The 20,038-nt window shown below is 63.0% G+C and carries 18 protein-coding genes; 15 read left to right on the top strand and 3 right to left on the bottom strand.

Annotation, left to right across the window (positions count from 1 at the left end; translation table 11 throughout):
- Positions 1 to 58 precede the first annotated feature (58 nt).
- The 6 genes from B7Y64_RS17930 (at position 59) to B7Y64_RS17905 (ending at position 7,359) form a co-directional block, all read left to right on the top strand.
- Positions 59 to 1,012, top strand: coding sequence for a branched-chain amino acid ABC transporter permease (locus B7Y64_RS17930; RefSeq protein ID WP_291324031.1), 954 nt, complete (start codon positions 59 to 61; stop codon positions 1,010 to 1,012).
- 4 nt (positions 1,013 to 1,016) lie between these two features.
- Entirely contained in the window at positions 1,017 to 2,339 is a 1,323-nt protein-coding gene (locus tag B7Y64_RS17925; protein WP_024815317.1) for a branched-chain amino acid ABC transporter permease, read from the top strand.
- A 2-nt stretch (positions 2,340 to 2,341) separates the two neighbouring features.
- Positions 2,342 to 3,124: an ABC transporter ATP-binding protein gene (locus B7Y64_RS17920; RefSeq protein WP_291324030.1), complete on the top strand. Its 783-nt coding sequence runs from the start codon at positions 2,342 to 2,344 to the stop codon at positions 3,122 to 3,124.
- Position 3,125: 1 nt separating this feature from the next.
- On the top strand, positions 3,126 to 3,821 hold the full coding sequence (locus B7Y64_RS17915; RefSeq protein WP_024815315.1) for an ABC transporter ATP-binding protein: 696 nt from the start codon (positions 3,126 to 3,128) through the stop codon (positions 3,819 to 3,821).
- A 208-nt stretch (positions 3,822 to 4,029) separates the two neighbouring features.
- Complete coding sequence (locus B7Y64_RS17910) at positions 4,030 to 6,150, top strand: 3-hydroxyacyl-CoA dehydrogenase NAD-binding domain-containing protein (RefSeq protein WP_291329526.1); 2,121 nt, start codon at positions 4,030 to 4,032, stop codon at positions 6,148 to 6,150.
- Positions 6,151 to 6,183: 33 nt separating this feature from the next.
- Positions 6,184 to 7,359, top strand: a complete 1,176-nt coding sequence (locus B7Y64_RS17905) for an acetyl-CoA C-acyltransferase (RefSeq protein WP_291329524.1) — start codon at positions 6,184 to 6,186, stop codon at positions 7,357 to 7,359.
- A 284-nt stretch (positions 7,360 to 7,643) separates the two neighbouring features.
- On the opposite strand, the gene B7Y64_RS17900 is transcribed toward B7Y64_RS17905, so the two are convergent.
- Complete coding sequence (locus B7Y64_RS17900) at positions 7,644 to 7,841, bottom strand: hypothetical protein (protein WP_291325928.1); 198 nt, start codon at positions 7,839 to 7,841, stop codon at positions 7,644 to 7,646.
- 134 nt (positions 7,842 to 7,975) lie between these two features.
- On the opposite strand from B7Y64_RS17900, the gene B7Y64_RS17895 reads away from it, so the two are divergent.
- The gene (locus B7Y64_RS17895) at positions 7,976 to 9,838 is read left to right on the top strand and encodes an acyl-CoA dehydrogenase (protein WP_291325930.1); all 1,863 of its coding nucleotides are present in this window, start codon (positions 7,976 to 7,978) and stop codon (positions 9,836 to 9,838) included.
- Between the two features lie 12 nt (positions 9,839 to 9,850).
- Here the strand turns inward: B7Y64_RS17895 and B7Y64_RS17890 are convergent, their stop codons facing one another.
- Together B7Y64_RS17890 and B7Y64_RS17885 are read right to left on the bottom strand one after the other, a co-directional pair.
- On the bottom strand, positions 9,851 to 11,023 hold the full coding sequence (locus B7Y64_RS17890) for a VanZ family protein (protein ID WP_291325932.1): 1,173 nt from the start codon (positions 11,021 to 11,023) through the stop codon (positions 9,851 to 9,853).
- A gap of 225 nt (positions 11,024 to 11,248) precedes the next feature.
- The gene (locus B7Y64_RS17885; RefSeq protein WP_291325934.1) at positions 11,249 to 11,929 is read right to left on the bottom strand and encodes a PEP-CTERM sorting domain-containing protein; all 681 of its coding nucleotides are present in this window, start codon (positions 11,927 to 11,929) and stop codon (positions 11,249 to 11,251) included.
- Between the two features lie 286 nt (positions 11,930 to 12,215).
- Between B7Y64_RS17885 and B7Y64_RS17880 the strand changes: the two genes are divergently transcribed.
- From B7Y64_RS17880 to B7Y64_RS17845, 8 genes are all read left to right on the top strand, one after another.
- Positions 12,216 to 13,007, top strand: coding sequence for an SDR family oxidoreductase (locus B7Y64_RS17880; protein ID WP_024815309.1), 792 nt, complete (start codon positions 12,216 to 12,218; stop codon positions 13,005 to 13,007).
- 179 nt (positions 13,008 to 13,186) lie between these two features.
- Positions 13,187 to 13,612 carry a PaaI family thioesterase gene (locus B7Y64_RS17875; protein ID WP_024815308.1) on the top strand — a complete coding sequence of 142 codons (426 nt, stop codon included), beginning with the start codon at positions 13,187 to 13,189 and terminating at the stop codon, positions 13,610 to 13,612.
- A 114-nt stretch (positions 13,613 to 13,726) separates the two neighbouring features.
- Positions 13,727 to 14,743 (top strand): NADP-dependent oxidoreductase, encoded by a 1,017-nt coding sequence (locus B7Y64_RS17870; RefSeq protein ID WP_024815307.1) that lies wholly within the window; start codon positions 13,727 to 13,729, stop codon positions 14,741 to 14,743.
- Positions 14,744 to 14,782: 39 nt separating this feature from the next.
- A complete protein-coding gene (locus tag B7Y64_RS17865; protein ID WP_035241073.1) occupies positions 14,783 to 15,250 on the top strand; it encodes a GNAT family N-acetyltransferase in 468 nt (155 codons plus the stop codon).
- A 65-nt stretch (positions 15,251 to 15,315) separates the two neighbouring features.
- A complete protein-coding gene (locus B7Y64_RS17860) occupies positions 15,316 to 16,251 on the top strand; it encodes a glutathione S-transferase family protein (RefSeq protein ID WP_291325936.1) in 936 nt (311 codons plus the stop codon).
- A gap of 154 nt (positions 16,252 to 16,405) precedes the next feature.
- Positions 16,406 to 17,311, top strand: a complete 906-nt coding sequence (locus B7Y64_RS17855) for an SDR family oxidoreductase (RefSeq protein WP_291329522.1) — start codon at positions 16,406 to 16,408, stop codon at positions 17,309 to 17,311.
- 93 nt (positions 17,312 to 17,404) lie between these two features.
- Positions 17,405 to 18,016: a methylated-DNA--[protein]-cysteine S-methyltransferase gene (locus B7Y64_RS17850; protein ID WP_111867967.1), complete on the top strand. Its 612-nt coding sequence runs from the start codon at positions 17,405 to 17,407 to the stop codon at positions 18,014 to 18,016.
- A 332-nt stretch (positions 18,017 to 18,348) separates the two neighbouring features.
- Positions 18,349 to 19,782, top strand: a complete 1,434-nt coding sequence (locus tag B7Y64_RS17845; RefSeq protein ID WP_291329520.1) for an MFS transporter — start codon at positions 18,349 to 18,351, stop codon at positions 19,780 to 19,782.
- Positions 19,783 to 20,038 lie beyond the last annotated feature (256 nt).

Below are 20,038 nucleotides of genomic sequence, written 5' to 3'. Positions count from 1 at the left end.
CGCAGGAGGCCCGACGTCCCTCGGGCCTCTTTTTTTGACCCAGAAATGAAGAATTTCAATGAATCTTGAGTTTTTCGTGATCTCTTTGCTGAACGGCGTCAGCTACGGGCTGCTGCTGTTCATGCTGAGCTCAGGCCTCACGCTGATCTTCAGCATGATGGGTGTGCTCAACTTTGCGCACACCAGTTTCTACATGCTGGGCGCCTATTTCGCCTACACCATCTCCAGCGTGGTGGGGTTCTGGCCCGCGCTGCTGCTTGCTCCGCTCGCAGTAGGCGCCCTGGGGGCCATTTTTGAACGCTACAGCCTGCGCCGTGTGCACAAGTTCGGCCATGTGCCCGAGCTGCTGGTGACGTTCGGACTGTCTTACCTGATTCTGGAGCTGGTGCAATTGGTGTGGGGGCGGTCCACGGTCCCTTACGGGTTGCCCACGCAGTTGCAGGGGCCCTTGTTCACGCTGTATGGCACGCAGTTTCCCAAGTCGCGATCGTTCGTCATGCTGGTGGCCCTGCTGATGCTGGTGTCGGTGTGGCTGCTGCTGACGCGCACCCGCATTGGTCTGGTGATTCAGGCCGCGCTCAAGCACCCCGAAATGGTGGAGGCGCTGGGCCACAACGTGCCCCGCGTGTTCATGCTGGTGTTTGGCGGTGGTGCGGCCCTGGCGGGGCTGGCCGGCGTGATTGGGGGCAACACCTATGTCACCGAGCCTGCCATGGCGGCCTCGGTCGGGTCCATCATCTTCGTGGTGGTGGTGGTGGGTGGCATGGGATCGCTGGCGGGTGCGTTTTTGGCGTCCCTGCTGATTGGCCTGGTGCAGACGTTTGCCGTGGCTATTGATTACTCGGTGGCATCTGCACTGCAAGGTATGGGCGTGGCGGTGTCTGAAAGCACCTTTGGCTGGCCTTTGCTCAAGCTCACGGTTTCGCAAGTGGCGCCCATCCTGCCGTATCTGTTCCTGGTTCTGATTTTGATTTTCCGCCCCAAGGGTCTGCTGGGTACACGGGAAGACTGAGGCTATGAAGACCACCACATCATCTATTTCTCCGGCCACGCAATACCACCGGTTCAAGCCGTGGAACGTGGGCCGCCTGGTCATCTGGAGCCTGTTTGCGGTCATGCTCATCGTTGCGCCCATGCTGTTTCGCAGCGGCCTGGCGTTGACCATGCTCTCGCAGATCGGTTATCTCATCATCATCTGCCTGTCTTACAACATGCTGCTCGGCCAGGGGGGCATGCTGAGCTTCGGTCACGCGGTGTATACCGGCCTGGGGTCGTTTCTTGCCATTCACGCAATGAACCTGGCCGGCGAGGGTGCGCTGCCTGTGCCTCTGGTGCTGATTCCTCTGGTGGGCGGCCTGGCGGGCATGTTCTTTGCCATCCTGCTGGGGTTCGTGACCACGAAAAAATCGGGAACCACCTTTGCCATGATCACGCTGGGCATTGGTGAGCTGGTGGCCTCGATGGCGTTGATGTTCCCCGAGTTTTTTGGCGGCGAAGGTGGCATCACCACCGACCGGGTGTATGGCAAACCGTTCTTTGGCATCACGTTCGGCCCCGCCATTGAGGTGTATTACCTCATCGCCGTGTATTGCTTTGTCTGCACCGCTGCCATGTTCGCCTTCACAGGCACGCCGCTGGGGCGCATTCTGAATGCCGTGCGCGACAACCCCGAGCGCGTGGAATTCATTGGCTACAACACCCAGCGCGTGCGCTATTTCGCGTTCATCATTGCGGGCTTCTTTGCCGGCATCGGGGGCGGGCTGGCGGCGATCAATTTCGAGATCGTCACGGGGGCCGACAGCGTAAACGTGCTTCGCTCGGGTGGCTACCTGCTGTTCACCTTTCTGGGCGGTGCCACGTTCTTTTTCGGGCCCATCATCGGCGCCGTGCTGCTGGTGTTTGCGTCGGTGCTGCTGTCTGAGCTTTCCAAGGCCTGGCTGCTGTACCTGGGGCTCGTCTTCCTGTTCATGGTGATGTATGCGCCCGGCGGCATTGCCAGCCTGATCATGATGAATCTGCGCCTGGCGAAGTTCGGCAAGTTGCGCGGCCTGTGGCCCTCTTATCTTGCGCTGGGCGGCACCGCACTGGTGGCCGTGCTGGGTGCGGCCGCCATGGTGGAGATGACCTACCACCTCCAGCTCAATGCCGCCTTGGGGCCTGACCTCAATTTCCTCGGGGCCACTTTGCAGGCCAACTCGGTGGGCAGCTGGTTTGGCGCAGGGTTTGTGCTGCTCACGGGGCTTGGGTTGTTCGAGTTGTGTCGGCGCCAGTTTGTGCAGCAATGGGGGGCGATCCAGGAAGAGATCGAACACGAAATCAAGCGGGGGGAGGCGCTGTGAACATGGCGACAAACGCACCTTGTGCGCTCGAACTGCGTGATCTGCGCAAGAGTTTTGGCAAGACAGAAATCATCCGTGGCGTGAACCTGGCCGTGCAGCCTGGCGAACGGGTCGCCATCATCGGCCCCAACGGCGCGGGCAAGTCCACACTGTTCAATCTGATCAGCGGGCGCTTTGGCCCCACCAGCGGCGAAGTGCTGCTCAATGGCCAGCGCATTGATGGCAAGGCGCCTTACGAGATCAACCGCATGGGGTTGTCGCGCAGCTTTCAGATTACCAACATCTTCCCCAAGCTGAGCGTGTTTGAAAACCTGCGCTGCGGAGTGCTCTGGAGCATGGGCTACAAGTACACCTTTTTGCGGTTTCTTTCGAACCTTGACGACGCCAACGAGCGCGCCAAGCAGCTCATGGAAATGATCAAGCTCGACAAGAAGCGCGACACCCTGGCCGTCAACCTCACTTATGCCGAGCAACGCGCGCTGGAGATCGGCGTCACCATTGCCGGTGGGGCCAACGTGGTCTTGCTGGACGAGCCCACGGCCGGCATGAGCCGCAGCGAAACCACGCGCTTCATTCACCTCATCAAGGAAGTGACCGAAGGCCGCACCTTGCTCACGGTGGAACACGACATGGGTGTGGTGTTCGGCCTGGCCGACAAGATCGCCGTGGTGGTGTACGGCGAGGTCATCGCCTTTGACACCCCCGACAAGGTGCGCGCCAATGTGCGCGTGCAGGAGGCCTACCTGGGCTCCGCCGTTGCCGATGCGCAGGCGGGAGGACACTGACATGCTCACCATTGAAAACCTCCACGCCTACTACGGCAAAAGCCATGTGCTGCATGGTGTCTCCTTTGATGTCCAGCCCGGTGAAATCGTGGCCCTGCTGGGGCGCAACGGTTCGGGGCGTTCCACCACAGCCAAGGCCATCATGGGGCTTGTGGACTGGGAAGGCTCGGTGCAATGGAAGGGGCAGTCGCTCACCGGCAAGAAAGCCTACGAGATCGCCCACCTGGGCATTGGTTATGTGCCCGAAAGCCGAGACATATTCCCCAACCTGACGGTTCACCAGAATCTGCTGCTCGGGCAAAAAGGCAAGGGCAAGGGCAGCCGGTGGTCTTTTGACGACATGTACGGCATGTTTCCTCGCCTCAAGGAGCGCCAGCACACTGAAGCCGGCGTGATGTCGGGCGGCGAGCAACAGATGCTGACGCTGTGCCGCACGCTCATGGGTGACCCCGATCTCATCATCATCGATGAACCCACCGAGGGTCTGGCTCCCAAGATCGTCGAGTTGGTGGGGCAATACCTGCAGACCATCAAGGCACGCGGTATCTCGGTGCTGTTGATCGAGCAAAAACTCACCATCGCGATGACCATTTCTGACCGCACGCTCGTCATGGGACACGGGAGCATCGTTTTTCAGGGCACACCAGAAACCTTGCGGGCTGACAACTACGTCCGCAAAGAGTGGCTTGAGGTTTGACGCACGCATTGGCAGGGTAGGGGGTGGCTTGCACGAGGTTGCCGTTGATGTGCACTGCGCCCTGTTCCGGTGGCTGGTTTTGCCTTGGCGTGGAGGGCTTGTGCTCTTTTGTCCCGGGCGGGACAAAAGAGCACAGCCAATGCCGGCAGAACTCTCTACAATCAAAATCGCACGACCGTTCTTTTTCTAATTTCCAAGGAACAACAGCATGACCGCTGAATACAAAGTCCACGGCCCCGTTGCCGTGATCACCCTGGCCAATCCTCCCGTCAATGGCCTCGGCCTGTCCACCCGTCAGGGCATTGTGGACGGTCTGAACCGTGCCAATGACGATGCTGCGGTGACGTCCATCGTCATCACCGGCGCGGGTGGTGCGTTTTCTGGTGGCGCCGACATCAAGGAGTTTGGTACCGACAAATCCCTGCAAGAGCCCAACCTGCACTCCGTGATTGCTGCGGTAGAGAATTCGCCCAAGCCCGTGGTGGCCGCAATTCACTCGGTCTGCATGGGCGGTGGGCTTGAGCTGGCCCTGGGCTGCCACTACCGCGTGGCTGCTCCCGGTTGCAGCGTTGCGCTGCCCGAAGTCAAGCTGGGCATCCTGCCTGGCGCTGGCGGCACGCAGCGCCTGCCCCGCGTGCTGGGCGTGGAAGCGGCTTTGAACATGATCGTCAGCGGCGAAGCCATCAAGAGCGAAATGATCGGCATGCTGCCGGGCCAGAAGCTGTTCGACAAGCTGCAGAAGCTGTTCGACAAGCTGGTGGCCTCGCCCGAAGAGCTGGCCGCCGAGGCCTTGGCCTTTGCACAAAGCGTGGCCGATGTGCGCCCGCTGCCGCTGGTACGCAACCTCCCTTGCAAGCACCCCCAGGGCGACGCGTACTTCCAGTTCGCGCGCAACATGGTCAAGGGCATGAGCAAGAACTTCCCTGCACCCGCCAAGTGCGTGGACGCCGTCGAGGCTGCCACCAAGCGCAAATTTGCCGATGGCCTGCTGTTCGAGCGTGAGCTGTTCATCAACCTGATGTGGACGCCCGAGTCGCGCTCGCTGCGGCACCTGTTCCTGGCCGAGCGCGCTGCGAGCAAGATCCCTGATGTGCCTTCGGATACCCCCAAGCGCGATATCAAGGCCGTGGCCGTGATCGGCGCCGGCACCATGGGCGGCGGCATTGCCATGAACTTCCTGAACGCCGGCATCCCCGTGAAGATGCTGGAGATGAAGCAGGAGGCGCTGGACCGTGGCATCGCCACCATCCAAAAGAACTACGAAGCCCAGCTCAAGAAGGGCAAGCTCAAGCAGGATAAATACGAGCAGCGCATGGCCCTGCTGAGCACCACGCTGAGCTACGACGACCTCAAGGACGCCGACCTCGTGATCGAGGCTGTGTTTGAAGAAATCGGCGTCAAGGAAGCCGTGTTCAAGGAACTCGACCGCGTGATGAAGCCCGGCGCCATCCTGGCCTCCAACACCTCCACGCTGGACGTGAACAAGATTGCCAACTTCACCAAGCGCCCGCAGGACGTGGTGGGCCTGCACTTCTTCAGCCCCGCCAACGTGATGAAGCTGCTCGAAGTGGTGCGCGGCGATGCCACCGCCAAGGACGTGCTCGCCACCGTGATGGCCATTGCCAAGAAGATCAAGAAGACCGCCGTGGTCTCCGGCGTGTGCGACGGCTTCATCGGCAACCGCATGATCGAGCAATACGGCCGCCAGGGCGGCTTCCTGCTCGACGAAGGCTGCACGCCCGAGCAGGTTGACAAGGCGATGGAAAAATTCGGCATGGCCATGGGCCCGTTCCGCATGGGCGACCTGGCCGGCAACGACATCGGCTGGGCCATCCGCAAGCGCCGCTACACCGAAAAGCCCGACATGAAGTACAGCAAGACCGCTGACCTGCTGTGCGAAAAAGGCCGCTACGGCCAGAAGACCGGCGCCGGCTGGTACGACTACGTGCCCGGCAAGCGCGACGCCATCCCGAACGCCGAAGTGGTCAAGATGATCGAGGACCACCGCGCCTCGCTCGGCATCACGCCCCGCAAGATCTCCGACGAAGAAATCGTGCAGCGCCTGGTGTTCGCCCTGGTCAACGAAGCTGCCTACATCCTCGAAGAAGGCATTGCCAACAAGGCCAGCGACATCGACGTGGTCTACATCTTCGGCTACGGCTTCCCGGTGTACCGTGGCGGCCCGCTGAACTACGCCAACGAAGTCGGTCTGTTCAACGTGGTGCAGGCCATGAACCGCTTTGCCAAGAACCCGCTGGACGACGCTGCGTTCTGGAAGCCCGCCCCGCTGCTGGCCAAGCTGGCTGCTGAAGGCAAAACCTTCAACTAAGCGCACAGCCACACCACCGAACAAGGATCCAACATGACATCCGCAGTAATCGTATCGACCGCACGCACCCCCCTGACGAAGAGCTGGAAGGGCGCCTTCAACATGACCCACGGCGCCACACTGGGCGGCCACGTCATCGAGCACGCCATCCAGCGCGCCGGCATTGACGCCGCCGAAGTGGACGACGTCATCATGGGCTGCGGCACCCCCGAGGGTGCCAGCGGCGCCAACATCGCCCGCCAGGCCGCCCTGCGCGCCGGCTGCCCCATCACCGTGTCGGGCATGACGGTGAACCGCTTTTGTTCGTCCGGCCTGCAGACCATTGCCCTGGCGGCGCAGCGCATCATCGCCAACGAAGGCGATGTGTACGTGGCCGGTGGCCTGGAAACCATCTCCTGCACCGCACAGGAAATGAACATGCACATGCTGCAGGAAACCTGGCTGATGAAGAACAAGCCCGAGGTGTACTGGTCGATGCTGCAAACGGCCGAGCAGGTCGCCAAGCGCTACAACATCAGCCGCGAAGCCATGGACGAATACGGCGCCTCCAGCCAGCAAAAGGCCAGCGCCGCGCTGGAAGCCGGCCTGTTCAAGGACGAAATCGCCCCCATCACCGTCACCATGGGCGTGGCCGACAAGGTCATGGGCCTGATGACCAAGCAAGTCACCGTGAGCGACGACGAAGGCATTCGCGCCGGCACCACCTATGACGGCATCAAGGGCCTGCGCTCGGCGCTGCCGGGTGGCCTGGTTTCCGCCGGCAACGCGAGCCAGTTGTCGGACGGCGCCGGTGCCGTGGTCGTCATGCACGAAGACCTGGCCGCCAAGAAGGGCCTCAAACCCCTGGGCCGCTTCCTGGGCTTCGCCGTGGCCGGCTGCGAGCCTGATGAAATGGGCATCGGCCCCGTGTTCGCCATCCCCAAGGTGCTCAAGCGCCTGGGCCTCACGATGAACGACATCGATCTGTGGGAGCTGAACGAAGCCTTCGCCGTGCAGGTGCTCTACTGCCGCGACAAGCTGGGCATTCCTGCCGACAAGCTCAACGTCAACGGCGGCGCCATCGCCGTGGGCCACCCCTTCGGCATGAGCGGCCAGCGCCTCACCGGCCATGCCCTCATCGAAGGCAAGCGCCGTGGTGCCAAAAAAGTCTGCGTGACCATGTGCATTGGTGGGGGCATGGGCGCCGCTGGCGTGTTTGAAGTGCTGTAAGCGCTGACGACGGCAACGCTGAAAACAGAACGCCCCGCGCAGGCCGCAAGGTCTGCGCGGGGCGTTTGCTATTGTGTTGATAGCTTGTCGCGCTTGTTGGACGGGCGTCAGAGGCCTAAAACACTGTATTTTTGGCTGAATTGGTCTATCCGAAAGCACCAGAGTGGGGCGAACTCTGCAAAACCGATCTCGGATGCCAAGGCATGAATGACAACCGCCGTCTGGCTCTATGAGCGTTAGCGTACAGAGCAACTGCAGCGCAGTCGCTAAGGTAGGGCTGCGGGTCAGCGCCTCCTTGGCGATGCACCGCCATTCATCCCATTCACGCGAAGGAAAATCCCATGAACAGCATCATTTACATCGTCGGCCTGGTCGTTGTCGTGCTTTTCGTATTGTCCTTTTTCGGCCTGCGCTGAGACATCGATAGGCTGGCCGCAGCAGCCAACAGGAGCACGGACAGGAGATTCAGCAGCTTGAGTCATGGTCTCAGAATGATTCGGGTCGTGCGGACGCCCGGCGAGACGGGTTGCCAGTGGACGGCCCGGAGGTGACAACACCCCCCGGCCGCGTCGCGCATCTGACATGCCCGACCGGGTGCCCCACCCATAATTTGGGCATGACGACCCTGCGCTCCACCCTCGATTTCCTGCTTTACAACTGGCTCCAGGCCGAAACGCTCAGCGCGCGCGAGCGCTTTGCTGACCATTCGCGCGAGACGTTTGATGCGGTGCTCGACACCTGCGAGCGCATTGCGCGCGAGAAGTACGCGCCGTTCAACCGCACGGTGGACACGCAGGAGCCGCATTTCGACGGCGAGCGCGTCACGCTGCCGCAGGCCACCAAGGATGCGTACGACGCCTACGCTGCCTCGGGCATGCTCAGCGCGGCGCAGAATTACGACATTGGCGGCATGCAGTTGCCCTACACGGTGGATGCGGCGGCCAATGCTTTTTTTGCCGTGGCGTCGATCAGCATCAGCTCCAGCCTGCTGAGCGTGGGCAATGCCAACCTGCTGATGGTGCACGGTACCGATCTGCAGAAGAAGGTGTTCGCGCTCAACGAGTTCTCGGGGCGCTTCTCGGGCACCATGTGCCTTTCTGAGCCGCAGGCGGGCTCCAGCTTGAGCGACGTGGCCACGCGCGCAGTTCCTGACGAGGCCCCTTCGGTAGCCGCGGACGGCTCGGTGCCTTGGGATCAAGACCCGCTGGGCCCGCGCTACCGGCTTACGGGCAACAAGATGTGGATTTCGTCGGGTGAGCACGATCTGTCGGAAAACATCGTTCACCTCGTGCTGGCCAAGATTCCGGGGCCGGACGGCAAGCTGGTGCCGGGCACGCGCGGTATTTCGCTGTTCATCGTGCCCAAGAAGCTGGTGGATACCGAAGGCAACCTCACCGGCGTGCGCAACGACGTGGCGCTGGCGGGCCTGAACCACAAGCTGGGCTGGCGCGGCACCACCAACACGCTGCTCAACTTTGGCGAAGGCAAATACCCGGTGCAGGGCAGGGCGGGGGCCGTGGGCTACCTGGTGGGCCAGCCGGGCAAGGGCCTGGCGTGCATGTTCCACATGATGAACGAGGCGCGCATCGGCATCGGCATGGCGGCCACCATGCTGGGCCTGGCGGGCTACTACGCCAGCCTGGACTACGCCAAAAACCGCCCCCAGGGCCGGCCCGTGGGGCAGGGCGGCAAGGATGCCGCGCAGCCCCAGGTGCGCATCATCGAGCACGCCGACGTCAAGCGCATGCTGCTGGCGCAAAAGAGCTATGGCGAAGGCGCGCTGGCGCTCAACCTGTTCTGCGCCCGTCTGGTGGACGAGCAGCACACGGGCGCGCCCGAGGCCGCCGACGAGGCGCGCCTGCTGCTGGAAGTGCTCACCCCCATCGCCAAAAGCTGGCCGAGCGAGTTCTGCCTGGAGGCCAATTCGCTGGCCATCCAGATCCACGGTGGCTACGGCTACACGCGCGATTTTCCGGTGGAGCAGTATTGGCGCGACAACCGCCTGAACATGATCCACGAGGGCACGCACGGCATCCAGGCGGCCGACCTGCTGGGCCGCAAGGTGCTGATGGAGAACGGCCGGGGCATGCAACTGCTGTCCGCGCGCATGCAGGCCACCATGGCGCAGGCTGCCGCCGTGCCTGAATTGGCAGCCTATGCGGCGCAGCTGGGCGATGCCTTGCAGCAGGTGGGCGCTGCCACGCAGGCCGCCTGGGCCACCGGCAACCCGGCTGAGGCACTGGCCAATGCCGTGCCCTACATGCAGGCCTTTGGCCACACCGTGCTGGCCTGGGTGTGGCTGGATGTGGCGCTGGCCACGCTGCGTGCAGATGCTACGCTTTCAATAGCTGCTAGCGCAGGTCGAATGGGCGCTGCACGCTATTTCTATCATTATGAGCTGCCAAAAATTGGCGCCTGGCTGAATGTGGTGAACAGCCGCGATACCACCTGCGCCGCGCTCAGCGAAGCGGCGTTTTAGGCTGCTGACAGCTCACATACCAACGTTGCGTGGTCTGCGCGCTGTGGTGCATACCGACAGCAGCCAGCCCATGCCGATGGTCAGCAGCACCGAGGTGATTTCGGCGGTGCGGGTGGGCAGATAGCGCTGCGTCCATTCGCACGCCAGTGCAAGCACCGCCGTGCAGATGGTCATGCCCACCAGCAAGGCGCCGTTGCGCACCGTGCTCCAGAGGATGGCGCCAAAGCACAGGCATTCAAACGCCCGCGCGGTGATTGCAGACTGCACCCAGGTCGAGAGCGTGGAAGCAAACGGCATCCATTCCATGTCGGCCGGCGGCGTGCGCCACGCCCAGGGCCAGATCGCGTCGAGCAGGTAGGTGGCCAAGGCCACCCATGCCGTGGCCGCCCAGCGTGCCCCCGGCGCCCACGTATCCAGCCAGCGCCACAGCAACCAGCCGCCCCCAATGCCCAGCACCACCGCCATGCCCGGCGACTGACCCACGACCACGAATTTGCCTGCCAGCACCGCCAGTGTGGCCAGCAGGGCCAACGTGTGTGTGCGGTGCGCCAGATGGGCGGTGCGGGCCAGGTGCGCAATGGCAGACAAGCCAACCACCGCTATGCCCACATGCAGCAGCATGCGCCGCGGCTGCCACAGGTCTTGCTGCCACAGCGACTTGACGTTCTGCGCCACCGAGGAAACGTCCAGCGTGGGAATCAGCGGATACAGCTCTGCCACCCACCACAGCGCGATCAGCACCAGCGTGAACTGGTCGGCATCGGCCCAACCCTGGTGCCGGTTCAGCAAGTGACCCACACGCCACCGTGCGGCAAACCCGGCGCCCCAGCCCAGGGCATAGCCCGCCATGTTGAAGATGACATCTGAAAGTGCAGGGGTGCGGGGCAGGAATTTTTGCAACCATTGCAGCGCGCTGGCCAACACCATCGCCGCCACCAGCCAAGCGGCAAAAAACACCCACTTGCGCGGACGCCCCTGCCCAGCCCAGCCCAGCAGCCCACCCAGGGGCACAAACAACGCGATGTTTTCGATCAGGTCCACCAGACCGATGCGGCCGCTCCAGATGAACGCCTGTGGCGCATTGAAGTTCCACTGGAAGGGAAACAGCGAGCCATACGCAACGAGCAATACAACCAGCGCCAGCGCGACCGGGAGGCCGCGCGAGCGATCATCGACAGATTTCATGGGCGCCTCGGGTCACTGAATCCGGGATCACACCATACAACACCCTGCAGTGGGCCTTGCTCTGGCCGCACTCGACTCGGATGCTTTGAAAAATATAGCTGTCAACGCTTGCTGGATGGGGGTTGCACGCTATTTTTGCCCTGATGGCTGCCGAAAATTGTTGACGGCCTGCCACGGGTGCGCGCGCCCGACGATGTCTCGCGCGCCGGGCGCTCAGGCAATCGATCAGCGCTGTTGGCGGCGGCGAATCGATGCAAGCCCTGCGAGCGCTATTCCGAGCAGTGCAAGCGAGCCGGGCTCGGGCACATTGTTGGGATCTTCAGGGTTGTTGGCCGAGCGGCCGAAGCGCAGGTCGTCAAACCCAAGAATGTCGTTTGTCGCATTGAAAGTCACGCTGGAGATCAGCTGACCGTAGTCAATGAAACCAATGAAAGCGCCGCCACCGTTGATCGCCGAGGGCATGTTGATGGTCTGTGTGACCGAGGAACCATCCACGTACGTGATGGTTTGCTGCGGAACCAGATTGGTCTGCAGGCCGTTCACGAAAAAGCCGAAAGCATCCACTGCGTTGACGAAGGAAAAAGTGACCGAGCCGCCACTTACGGTCCGAAAGAGTGCGCCACCCGCAGTGGTATTGAATCCGCACACGGCGCCACATCCGGGGGTTCCGGTGTTGGTCGTGCCGCCGGTGATGGTGAGGTTGGCAGGCAGGGGGGATTCGAAATCCACGGTGTTCAGGGCCCCAGCCACCGAAAGGAACGACGCCGCGGCTGCGGTCGAGTTCACCATTTGCGCGAGCGTGGTCACGTTGTTGTCTGCAGCCAGATACGTCACGGGCGCAGCGTGCACAGCAAGGCAGGCACCCGACAGGATGCCTGCGATAGCGAGTTTTTTTGTCATCGACATGGTGGGTTCTCCTGGATGGTTTTCTGAAGCCACTGTTACAAAGCACGCTTTGTGCCAATAAAAAAAGTCTTTATGAATCAATGGTTTGCTGTCTTTTCAGCCGCCAGTAACGTCTCAGCTGTAAATAAATTCGACAGGTCAATCGGGTGATTACGCCGAGCTTCTCATCCGTGTCTTCCAATCGCGCAGGCGACAGACCACGCCGCTACGTCAACGCACAATGCATCGCGACGCAGTGCCAGACCGGTTGCTGGCAGCGACCCCATTCAATTCAGGAGACAACGACATGACCCGCACCATCCAGCAATTGTTTGACCTCACCGGCAAAACGGCCCTAGTCACCGGTGGCTCGCGCGGGCTGGGCCTGCAGCTGGCGCATGCGCTGGGCGAGGCCGGTGCCCGGATCATGCTGAGCTCGCGCAAGGCGTCTGATCTGGAAGAAGCCACGGCCGACCTGCAGGCTGCCGGCATTGATGCGCGCTGGATTGCCGCCGATTGCTCGCAAGAAGCCGACATCCGGCGCCTGGCCGATGAAACGCTGGAGCGCATGGGCCATGTGGATATTCTGGTCAACAATGCCGGCGCCACATGGGGAGCGCCCGCCGAAGACCACCCCCTAGAGGCCTGGGACAAGGTGATGAACCTCAATGTGCGTGGCTACTTCATCCTGAGCCAGCACATTGCCAAACACACCATGATCGCGCGGCGCAGCGGCAGCATCATCAATGTGGCGTCCATCGCGGGCCTGGGCGGCAACCCGATTGGCATGAACACCATTGCCTACAACACCTCCAAGGGCGCGGTCATCAATTTCACGCGGGCGCTGGCCGCCGAATGGGGCAAGTACAACATCCGCGTCAATGCCATCTGCCCGGGGTTCTTTCCCAGCAAGATGACGCTGGGCACTCTCAAGGCCATGGGCGAAGAGGCACTGGCTGCCCACGCCCCGCTGGGCCGGCTGGGCGACGACGAAGACCTCAAGGGTCTGTGCGCCCTGTATGCCTCGGATGCGGGCAAGCACATCACGGGCCAGTGGCTTGCGGTGGATGGTGGCGTGAGCGTGGTCACGGGCGGATGAGCGTGCAGGGCGCCGCTTTTGGGGCGGCCCGTTGTGTGCCGGGCTGCCCGAATGGCCCGGACGCTGCCGTCCTGCAGGTTGCCGCCGTGCTGGCCAACCGCCCCTGTCGCCCCCCAATATGGCCACATCGGCCTTGCAAGACTATGCTTGCTGCCTTTTTGTAAACCCTGGAGTTGCCTGTGTTGAATTTTGGTGCCGAAATCCCCTTTGTCAGCCATCTTGGTTTCACGCTGCACCGCATGGCGGGGGGCGAGTCGGAGCTGCATTACGAGGCACGCCCAGAGCACCTGAATTCGTTTGACGTAACCCACGGCGGTGCATCAATGACCTTGCTGGACGTGACCCTGGCCACGGCAGCGCGCAGTGACACACCCGAATTCGGCGTGGTCACCATCGAGATGAAGACCAGTTTCATGCAGCCCGCGCGTGGGCCGCTGGTGGCCAAGGGGCGGTTGATCCACCGCACCGCCAGCATGGCTTTTGCCGAAGGCACGGTGTATGACGCCGAAGGCCGCATTTGCAGCCACGCCACGGGCACGTTCAAGTATGTGCGGCGCCAGCCTGCCGACGCCGCAGCGGGGCCGCGGGCCATTTCAACCGATTGAAGCGTGCCGGGGCGCAGCGCTGTGTCGGCACCAGTTTTTTGAATCAAAACGGGCTCTAGCGCTTTATGGTAAAGCGCTGGTAGCTATCAAAATGGTAGTAAAAAGGAGACTCTCATGCCAAGCAATCAACAAATCGTTCTCGACAACCGCCCCCAGGGTGAAGCCGTGGCCAGCAACTTCAAGCTGGTTGCCACCGACACCCCCGCGCTCAAGGAGGGTGAGGTGCTGGTGCGCCACCATTTCCTCAGCCTGGACCCCTACATGCGCGGCCGCATGAATGAGAGCAAGAGCTACGCCGCGTCGCAGGGCCTGGGCGAAGTGATGATTGGCGGCACCGTTGGCGAAGTGTTGGAGAGCAAGCACCCCAAATATGCCGTGGGCGACAAGGTGGTGGGCATGGGTGGCTGGCAGGAATACAGCGTGGTCGATGGCAATGCTGTGGGCGCGCTGCGCAAGGTGGACACCACGCATGTGCCGCTGTCGCACTACCTGGGCGCCGTGGGCATGCCTGGCGTGACGGCCTGGTATGGCCTGGTGAAAATCATTGCGCCCAAGGAAGGTGACACCGTGGTGGTGAGTGCCGCCACCGGTGCCGTGGGCAGCGCGTTTGCGGCCCTGGCCAAGGCGCGCGGCTGCCGCGCCGTGGGCATTGCCGGTGGTGCCGAGAAGTGCAAGTACGCGGTTGAAGAGCTGGGCTTTGACGTGTGCATTGACTACAAGGAACACAGCGACGTGCGGGCCATGTCCAAGGCCTTGAAGGAAGCCTGCCCCAACGGCATCGACGGCTATTTCGAGAACGTGGGCGGCTGGATCATGGACGCCGTGATGCTGCGCATGAACGCCTTCAGCCGCGTGGCCCTGTGCGGCATGATCGCTGGCTACGATGGCGCGCCCTTGCCCATGGCCAACCCGGCGCTGATCCTCATCAACCGCATGAAGATCGAAGGCTTCATCGTCAGCGAGCACATGGAAGTGTGGCCCGATGCCCTGAAAGAGCTGGGCACCCTGGTGGGCACGGGCAAGCTGCGCCCGCGTGAAACCATTGCCCAGGGCATTGCCGCCGCGCCCGAGGCCTTTTTGGGCCTGCTCAAGGGCAAGAACTTTGGCAAGCAACTCGTCAAACTCATCTGATCCACGTTGATATTTTTGACCTGAGAGGCTGAGCGCAAAATGCCCGACCTGCCCCCTGCGTTGCACTGGACCTGGGCCCGTTTCGACGACCTGGGTGTGCACGCGTTGCACGATGCGCTGGCCTTGCGCTGCAAGGTGTTCATCCTGGAGCAGGGCCCTTACCAGGACCCCGATGGCGCCGACAAGCACGCGTGGCATCTGCTGGGCTACGACAGCGCGGGCGCACTGAAGGCCTGCCTGCGCGTGGTAGACCCGGGGGTGAACTACCCCGAGCCCTCCATCGGCCGTGTGGTCACGGCCCCCGAGGCGCGCGGTGGCGGCACGGGCCGGGCCCTGATGGCGCAGGGGCTGGCCCGCTGCAACCAGGTGTGGCCGGGCAGGGCGGTGCGCATCAGCGCGCAGGCGCATCTGCAGCGCTTTTATGGCAGCCTGGGGTTTGTGGCGGTGTCCGATGTGTACCTCGAAGACGACATTCCCCATATCGAGATGCTGTGGAGCCCGCCCTGAGCAGCGCAAAGCGCTGATGCCCCGCACGGCCCCGCCTGTTTCAACCACTGCACTGGAGACAGCCCATGTCTGCGTTGATCCTGCACCACTATCCCTCATCGCCGTTTTCCGAAAAAATCCGGCTGGTGCTGGGTTTCAAGCAGTTGCCCTGGAAGTCGGTGATCATCCCCAGCATCGCGCCCAAGCCCGATGTGCTGGCCCTCACCGGTGGTTATCGCAAGACGCCCTTTTTGCAGATCGGTGCCGACATCTATTGCGACTCGGCCCTGATCTGCCAGGTGCTTGAACACGGGCACCCCGAGCCGGTTCTGTATCCGCCGCATCTCAAGGGTGTGGCGCGGGTGTTTGCGCAGTGGGCCGACACTACGCTGTTCTGGGCCGCCATGGCCTACAACCTGCAGCCGCGCGGCGCGCAGGCACTTTTTGCCAATGTGGCGCCCGAGGCGGCCCAGGCCTTTGGGGAAGACCGCCGCCAGATGAGCACCGGCATGCAGCGCCTGCGCCCGCCCGATGCCACGGCGGCCTACCGCTCGTATCTGCGGCGCCTGGCGCACATGGTGGAAGAGCACGATTTCACGTTTGGCACCGAGCCCTGCGTGGCCGACTTTGCCGCCTACCACCCCCTGTGGTTCACACGCCAGTGTGTACCGGTGATGGCCGACATCTTTCAGGCTACGCCAGCCGTGCTGGAGTGGATGGACCGGGTGGCGGAACTGGGGCATGGCCGCATGGAGAAATTCAGTGCGGCAGATGCCATCACCGTTGCCGCAGGGGCCGAACCCATACCGGTGGTGGACGATATTTTTCAGAACGAGCACGGCATCGCGCTGGGCAGCCGGGTAACCATTGCCGCCGAGAGCTTTGGTACCGAGCCCACCGAGGGCGAGCTGATTGCCGCCACGCGCACGCGCTACACCGTGCGCCGCACCGATCCGCGTGCCGGCACGGTGCATGTGCACTTTCCCCGCATCGGCTATGTGCTCAAAGAGGTTGCCTCTTGATTGAGCAGCGCCTCTACCGCCTCTCGCGCACTGCGCAAAAATCCGGACGGCACCTGCGCGCCGTGGCCGCCTTTGCGCGGTGTCCGCCGGTTGGGCGCACCCCGTTTTGAAGTGCAAGGCCCCGAATCATCTACACACCAAAGGAGACACACACATGATCGATAACTTTGCTGGCAAGACCGCCGTACTCACCGGTGCGGGCTCGGGCTTTGGCCTCGAATGCGCACGCATTGGCGCCCGCCTGGGCATGAACCTGGTACTGGTGGACGTGCAGCAGGATGCGCTGGACGCCGCCGCCGCCGAGATGCGCGCCGCCGGGGCCCAGGTGCTGGCCCAGCGCGTGGACGTGTCGAACGCCGCCCAGATGGAGGCTTTGGGCGCCGCCGTGCTCGAGCGCTTTGGCGCACCCCACTTGGTGTTCAACAACGCCGGTGTGGGCGCAGGCGGCCTGGTGTGGGAAAACTCGGTGAAGGACTGGGAATGGGTGCTGGGCGTGAACCTCATGGGCGTGGTGCACGGCGTGCGCGTGTTCACCCCCATGATGCTGGCCGCCGCCAAAAAAGACCCCGCCTGGCGCGGCCACATCGTCAACACCGCCAGCATGGCGGGCTTGCTGGCAGCGCCCAACATGGGCATCTACAACGTGAGCAAGCATGCGGTGGTCAGCCTGTCGGAAACGCTGTACCAAGACCTGTCGCTGGTCACCGACCAGATCAGCGCCAGCGTGTTGTGCCCTTTCTTCGTGCCCACCGGCATCAGCCAGAGCCACCGCAACCGCCCCGGCGGCCTGCCTGCCGACAAGCCCACCAAGAGCCAGCTCATCGGCCAGGCCATGAGCGACAAGGCGGTGGGCAGTGGCAAGGTCACGGCTGCCGAGGTGGCGCAAAAGGTGTTTGATGCCGCTGCTGCGGGCCAGTTTTACATCTACAGCCACCCCAAGGCCATCGCCTCGGTGCAGACGCGCATGGAAGACATCATGCTGGGCCGCAACCCCACCGACCCGTTTGCGGGCAAGCCCGAGCTGGGCGCGCAGCTGCGGGCAGCGCTCCGGGCGGATTGATGGCGTGGGCAGGCAGCCGGTGATAAAAATTTAAGTAAAAATGGCCTTTAGCGCTTATGGGGTAAGCGCTAACAGCTATTAAATAAATAGCAAATGCCAGCCTGTCCAGAATCCACTTGGCCCGAGCCAGACACCCCTTTGGGCCATGGCCACGCATTGTTCGACACGGCCATCGGCACCTGCGGCATTGCCTGGGGCCCTGGCGGCATTGTGGCGGTGCAGCTGCCCGAAGTGGATGCGCGGGCCACGCGGGAGCGCATGTTGCGCAGCCCTGGTCTCTTGCAGTGCACCGAATCGGCCGAGCCACCCGCCGCGGTGCGCAGCGCCATCGCAGGCATTCAGGCGCTGCTTTCAGGGCAGCCGCGCGATCTGCGCGAGGTGCCGCTCGATATGACCGGCATCTCGCCGTTTCACCAGCAGGTGTATGCCATTGCCCGCGCCATCCCGCCGGGCAGCACACGCACCTATGGCGAGGTGGCGCAGCAGATCGGCAGCAAGGGCCTGGCGCGATCGGTGGGGCAAGCGCTGGGCCTGAACCCGTTCGCGCCCGTGGTGCCGTGCCACCGGGTGCTGGCGGCGGGCGACCGGCCCGGCGGTTTTTCGGCCGGTGGCGGCGCGCTGACCAAGCTGCGCATGTTGCGCATCGAAGGCGCTTGCCCGGGTGGTACGCCCTCGCTGTTTGATTGCGGGGGATGGCCTGCATGACGCCCTACGGCCCGTGATGGCGCGGCCTCGGGCGGTCTGATCTGGGGGTGGCAGTGCGGCGTTGTCCAGAGCCCTGGGCGGTATGCCGCGCAGACAATGCCACGGCGCCGCCCCGGAGACAGCATGATGGCTGTGGCGGGGTGACAATCGCCCGACATGTTTTTTTACCGTTTTTTGACAATTGCACTATTCCCGGACCTGGTCGTGGCCATCGGTTTCGTCGCTGTTGTGAGGCGTTCGTCAGCGCTTGCAGTCGTTAGAGCCTGTTCAAAGTCTTTTCATGGTTCCCGGTCTGGCACCAGGATGGATGCGGTGCAGTGGAGCCTGACCTGATGGACCGCGCAAACCCCGCTGCCCATGCCGCTACCCAGGCTACCACCGGGCCAGCCGATGGGCTGCCCCAGCCGGCGCGCAACCGGGCCATGCTGGTCATCATTCTGGGCATCACGATGGCGGTGCTCGATGGCAGCATCGTCAACCTGGCCCTGCCGGGCATTGCGCGCGAGCTCAATGCCAGCGCCGCCCAGGCCATCTGGGTGGTCAACGCATACCAGATCGCTACGCTCGTCATGTTGTTGCCGCTGGCATCGCTGGGCGAGCGCCTGGGGTACCGGCGTGTCTATCTGGTGGGCATGGCGCTGTTCACGGTGTCTTCGGTGGGGGCCATGCTGGCCGATTCGCTGGGCACGCTGATTTTTGCGCGGGCGGTGCAGGGGCTGGGTGCCGCCGGCATCATGAGCATCAATGCCGCGCTGGTGCGCCTGACCTATCCGCGTGCGCAACTGGGCCGCGGCCTGGCCATCAATTCCATGGTGGTTGCGCTGGCGGCGGTGGCCGGCCCCTCTGTGGCGGCGGGTATTTTGTCGTTGGCGCCATGGCAGTGGCTGTTTGCGCTCAACCTGCCGCTGGGGGCCTTCACGCTGTGGCTGGGCTGGCGTGCTTTGCCCTTCAATCCACCCAGCGCGGTGGCGCCACCGCGCCCCGCTGCCCTGGATGTGGCGCTGAACGTGCTGATGTTTACGCTGATTTTTGTGGGCGGCGAGCGGCTGGTTGCCAGCGGCAGTGCCGGGCGGGGCGTGACCTCGCCCGAGGCGTGGGGCGTGCTGGCGGCCGGGGTGGCTGTGGGCGGTGTGTATCTGCGTCGCCAATGGCACCTGGCCGCGCCCCTGTTTCCGGTAGATTTGCTGCGCATACCCGTGTTTGCCTTGTCGATGGGGGCTTCTGTGGGGGCGTTTTGCGCCCAGACCCTGGCCTATCTGGCCCTGCCGTTCTTGTTGCTGGATGGGTTGGGCCGCAGCCCCCTGGAGGCGGGGCTGTTGATCACGGCCTGGCCCGTGTCCATTGTGTTGACGGCGCCCCTGGCCGGCCGCCTGATTGGCCGCTACGCCGATGGCCTGCTGGGAGCCATCGGCATGGCGGTTTTTGCCTGCGGCCTGTTGCTGCTGGCCGCTTTGTCGGCCAACCCGTCCCCTATCGACATGGTCTGGCGCATGGCCTTGTGCGGCGCCGGGTTTGCGCTGTTCCAGTCGCCCAACAACCACACCATCGTCACTTCGGCCCCGCTGCACCGCAGTGGCGCAGCCAGCGGCATGCTGGGCACGGCCCGGTTGACCGGACAGACGCTGGGCGCAGTGATGCTGGCGGGCATTTTCTCGCTCTGGTCCTCACACGATGGGCAGGCCGAGATGGTTGCGCTGGTCTGTGCCGCCGCCTTTGCCGCGCTGGCGGCCGTGTCCAGCGCACTGCGGTTGCGCACAAGTCACTGACGAGCTATTGCCAAGGGGAGAGAGTCCTTTGGGGTGGTGACTGGGCCCAGCCAAACAGCCATTGCAATGCGGTAGTTTTTATTTGTAATTTTTGAAACGTATACAAATTTGCATATTTAGGTGTGGATGTTTGCTGCTGTTTCTTTTAGTGTCAGCATTTAAGGCAATGCTGATCAAGGTCCACCGTTGTCGCTTCTCAAACGTTATCCGCAGATGAAGCAGCAGACCCTGGCAATGGCCGCAGATCAAGACAACG

The organism is Acidovorax sp. 35-64-16 (genome assembly GCF_002281195.1).
In the GTDB taxonomy this organism is placed as follows: Bacteria; Pseudomonadota; Gammaproteobacteria; order Burkholderiales; family Burkholderiaceae_C; genus Acidovorax; species Acidovorax defluvii.
This window is presented reverse-complemented; position numbering and strand designations above follow the sequence as displayed.